The sequence below is a fragment of the Brevibacterium sp. genome (assembly GCF_022712115.1).
In the GTDB taxonomy this organism is placed as follows: Bacteria; Actinomycetota; Actinomycetes; order Actinomycetales; family Brevibacteriaceae; genus Brevibacterium; species Brevibacterium salitolerans.
In genome coordinates this window covers 1-4,062 of sequence record NZ_JALAHB010000134.1, presented here as the reverse complement: position 1 = coordinate 4,062, position 4,062 = coordinate 1, and the positions used below count along the sequence as shown (strand labels likewise).

Below are 4,062 nucleotides of genomic sequence, written 5' to 3'. Positions count from 1 at the left end.
GCGCGGCGGCGGTGTCCGCCGTGAGCGCGTCGAGCCCGGTGTGGTGGACCGCCACCGGCGCGCTGAAGAGGACCGGGAAGACGGTGTCCGCGCCGTCGGCGAGGTCCAGCGGTCGCAGCATGGTCTCGAGCGCGGCCTCGTCCAGACGCGCGGCGCGCTCGTGGTCGAAGTCCATGCGCAGGCTCGCACCCAGCGCACCGCTGCCTAAGGCGGTGCTCTGCGCCGTGACGAGGACGAGGGAGTCCTGCGGGAGATAGCCGATGAGGTGGGGGACGAGTCCGATGAGACCGGGACCGTGGGTGAGTGTGTATGTGTGCATGGGGCCACCCCACTCCGCTCCGCACGGGGGCACCAGCCCCTCCCGCGCGCTGTGGACGGGAGAGCACCCGTCCACAGGAATCGGTGCGTACGGAGGGACACGGTCTCCGCCCTCCTGTGACCTCCGGCGGCACCCGCCGGCTGCCGCCGGGTCACGGGCGTCCCGCCGCCCCCGCGGTCCGGGCGCGCGGACTACCCTGATCCGATGGCGCAGAAACGCACCCGCACCCCCGGCACTCCGTCAACAGGACCATTCCCCATCGACACCGGCACGGCCTCCTTCGATCCCGTCCCCGGAGCCCCCGGCTCCTTCGTCCTCACCGTCAACGGTGTCCCCTCCTCTCCCTACTCCGCCGCGGACCCGCGCCGGCTCGACTTCGAGTACATGCGGTGGGCCGTCGCCGGGATCGACACAGCCCTCCCGGGCTCCACGCTGCGGGCCCTGCACGTGGGCGGGGCCGCCTGCGCCCTGCCGCGCAGGATCGCCGCGGACAGGCCGGGCTCCCGGCAGACCGTCGTGGAGATCGACGCCGCGCTGGTCACCTGGGTGCGCGCGCACCTCGAGCTGCCCCGCTCCCCCGCCGTGGCGGTCCGCGCCGCGGACGGTGCGGCGGAGATCGCCGCGTTCCGGGACGACTCCCTCGATCTCCTCGTCCGGGACGCGTTCGCCGGAGACGCGACTCCCGCGGCGCTGCAGAGCCCGGAGTGGTTCTCCTCCGTCGCACGGGTGCTCAGGGCCGAGGGCCTGTACGCGTCCAACGTGGCCGACCGGGCCGGCCGCAGCGCGCTGCGGGAGGAGCTGCGCGCGCTGACCGGGCACTTCGCGCACGTGTGCGCCCTGAGCGGCGGCCGGCTCGCGGGGCGGCCCGGCGGGAACGTGATGGTCTTCGCCTCACACCGTCCGCTCGACCCCCGGGAGCTCACGCGACGCGCGCGGGCGGAGGGCTGCGCGGTCCCCGTGGCGCACAGCCGGACAGAGCTGCTCTCCGCCTGCGGTCTCCCGCTTTGACGGACACGGCATAATGGAATGCCCCCGTGAGAGACGAAAGGCCCCATGAGCGAGACACGCGAACGCGCACACGAACAGGCGCAGATCGACATCCTCTACCGACGGCTCGACGAGCTGCGCGCGGAGACCGCACAGTCCCTGTCGACCGTCCGCCGGTCCAATGTGGGAGGCCATCACCAGAACCGCTCCGAGCGCGACGCCTTCGCCACGCTCTACGAGGACGCCCTCATCCGCTACCAGTCCGCGGAGGAGGGGCTGTGCTTCGGCAGGATCGACCAGACGGACGGCATCACCACGTACATCGGCCGGATCGGGCTCTCCGCGGCTGACCGCTCACAGCTCCTCATGGACTGGCGCGCCCCCGCGTCCGAACCCTTCTACCGCGCGACGGCGGCCTCCCCCGGCGGGCTGACCCGGCGGCGGCACATCGCCACCCGGGGCCGCACCGTCACCGGCGTGGAGGACGACGTCCTCGACCTCAGCGGCCTGAGCGAGGACGAGCAGGCAGGCCTGCAGGGGGAAGGCGCGCTCATGGCCGCGCTGGGCGCCAGGCGCACGGGTCGGATGGGGGACATCGTCGCGACCATCCAGGGCGAGCAGGACCAGATCATCCGGCAGGACATCGCGGGCACGCTCGTGGTCCAGGGCGGGCCCGGCACGGGCAAGACCGCGGTCGCCCTCCACCGCGCCGCGTATCTCCTCTACCGCCACCGCGACCGGATCGCCAAGTCCGGCGTGCTCCTCGTGGGCCCCTCCCCCGTGTTCCTGCGGTACATCGAGAGGGTGCTGCCCTCGCTGGGCGAGACCGGCGCGGTCCTCCTCACACCCGGCCAGCTCATGCCGGGGATCGAGACCTCGCTGCGTGACTCCGCCGGCACTGCGGCGGTGAAGGGGGACCTGCGGATGGTCGAGGTGCTGCGGCGCATGGTCCGCTCCTATCAGCGTGTGCCGCACGAGGACCAGCGGCTGCAGGTGGGGCCCTACACCATCCCGCTCCGGGCTGCGGACGTCCGCAGCGCCAGGGACCGCGCGCGGCGTGCGGACCGCACCCACAACGAGGCGCGCACCGTCTTCGCCACCACGCTGCTGCGCACCCTGGCCGACGACCTCGCGCGCGCACACGGCGCGGACTCCGCCGGGGAGCGCCTGCCCGAGCTCCAGGACGACCTCCGGCACGCGCGTGAGGTGCGCGTGGCGGTCAACCTCTGCTGGCTCCCGCTCACCCCGCGCGGCGTCCTCGACGCGATGCTCTCCAAGCCCCACCGCCTCGCCCAGGCCGCCCGCGGGATCCTCACCGAGGCCGAGGTCGAGGCCCTGCTGCGGACGCCCGGCGCACCGCTCACGGTCGAGGACGTGCCGCTCCTGGACGAGATCGCCGAACTGGTGGGCGAGAGCGAAGAGACACCTGCCCGGACGGAGGACCCGGAGGTCGAGTACGCCCGTGACGTCACGCAGATGATGGGCACCGCGGACATGGTGAGCGCCGAGCAGCTCGCCGCGCGCTACTCGGAGGCGGGCGCGGCGATGACGGTGAGCGAGCGCGCCGCCGAGGACCGCGAGTGGACTTTCGGACACCTCGTGGTGGACGAGGCGCAGGAGCTCAGCCCCATGCAGCTGCGCCAGCTCTTCCGGAGGGTGCCCAGCAAGTCGGCCACACTGGTGGGCGATCTCGCGCAGGCCGCCGCCATGGACTCCGAACGCACGTGGGCACAGATCCTCGAACCGCACGTGGGCGACCGCTTCCGCCTCGAGCAGCTCACCGTCTCCTATCGCACGCCGGCCTCCATCATGGGGCCGGCGAATGCCCTGCTGCGTGCGCACTTCCCGCAGCTCGCCCTGCCCGAGGCCGTGCGCACGGGCGAGCACCCGCCTACGGTGCTGCGCTGCGCCGACACGACCGAGCTGTTCGCCCGGCTGCCCCGCACCGTCGCTGCGGAGGCTCGCGCCGTGGGCTCCGGGCGGCTCGGCGTGATCGTCCCGGCCGCACTCATGGAGCTCGCCGAACACGCGCTCTCCGAGGCCGGCGGCGGCGCCGGTGCGGACGAGCTGCTCGACGACCTGGGCTGGGGCCCGCAGGCCATCGACCACAGGATCGCCGTGCTCACTCCCTACGAGTCGAAGGGCCTGGAGTTCGACGGGGTCGTCGTGGTGGAGCCGGCGGCGATCGCACCCGTGGATCCGGAGACGGGCTCCGCCGAGGCCGGGGTGGGCGAGCTCTACGTCGCTCTCACCCGCGCCACCTCGCGGCTGGCGATCCTGGGCTCGCAGCCCTCGGTGCTGGACGCGCACTTCACCGAGGACGCGCGCACGGGGCGCGGCCGCTGAATGAGGACCGCCGGCGGCGTCGGCTTCCCCTCCGATGCCGCCGGCGGCGGGCGTGCCTTGAGCACGCGAGTTCATCTTACACACATTCCGGAGAGAACACGCAAGCCTCTCGGGACTACTTCCGCAGGCGCCGATAGGCGCGGCCGGACAGCGGCAGGAACACCGCCGTGAGCAGCAGCGGCCACAGCACCGCAGCGAACACGGCGTGCTCGGCGAGCCAGCCGCCAGTCACCCCGGTGGGGCTGCCGAAGAGCTCCCGCGCCGCCGTCGCGGTCGCGGAGACGGGATTCCATTCCGCGACCGCCCCGAGCCACGCGGGCATGAGCTCCGGGGCGGCGAACACGGTGGAGAGGAAGCCCACCGGCCACACGAGCACCTGGACGAGCATCTCCGCGCCCTGCCGGCGGCCG

4 protein-coding genes are annotated in these 4,062 nt (G+C 73.4%); 2 read left to right on the top strand and 2 right to left on the bottom strand.

The window, feature by feature from the left end; all coding sequences use genetic code 11:
- The coding region (locus Q0A33_RS07730) for a DUF4192 family protein (RefSeq protein ID WP_291794862.1) at positions 1–319 on the bottom strand (319 nt) is incomplete at its 3' end.
- Positions 320–523: 204 nt separating this feature from the next.
- Between Q0A33_RS07730 and Q0A33_RS07725 the strand changes: the two genes are divergently transcribed.
- A complete protein-coding gene (locus Q0A33_RS07725; RefSeq protein ID WP_291794861.1) occupies positions 524–1,327 on the top strand; it encodes a fused MFS/spermidine synthase in 804 nt (267 codons plus the stop codon).
- 45 nt (positions 1,328–1,372) lie between these two features.
- Positions 1,373–3,652, top strand: coding sequence for a DNA helicase (locus Q0A33_RS07720; protein WP_291794860.1), 2,280 nt, complete (start codon positions 1,373–1,375; stop codon positions 3,650–3,652).
- Between the two features lie 115 nt (positions 3,653–3,767).
- On the opposite strand, the gene Q0A33_RS07715 is transcribed toward Q0A33_RS07720, so the two are convergent.
- A partial coding sequence (locus Q0A33_RS07715) for an ABC transporter permease (RefSeq protein ID WP_291794859.1) occupies positions 3,768–4,062 on the bottom strand: 295 nt, incomplete at its 5' end.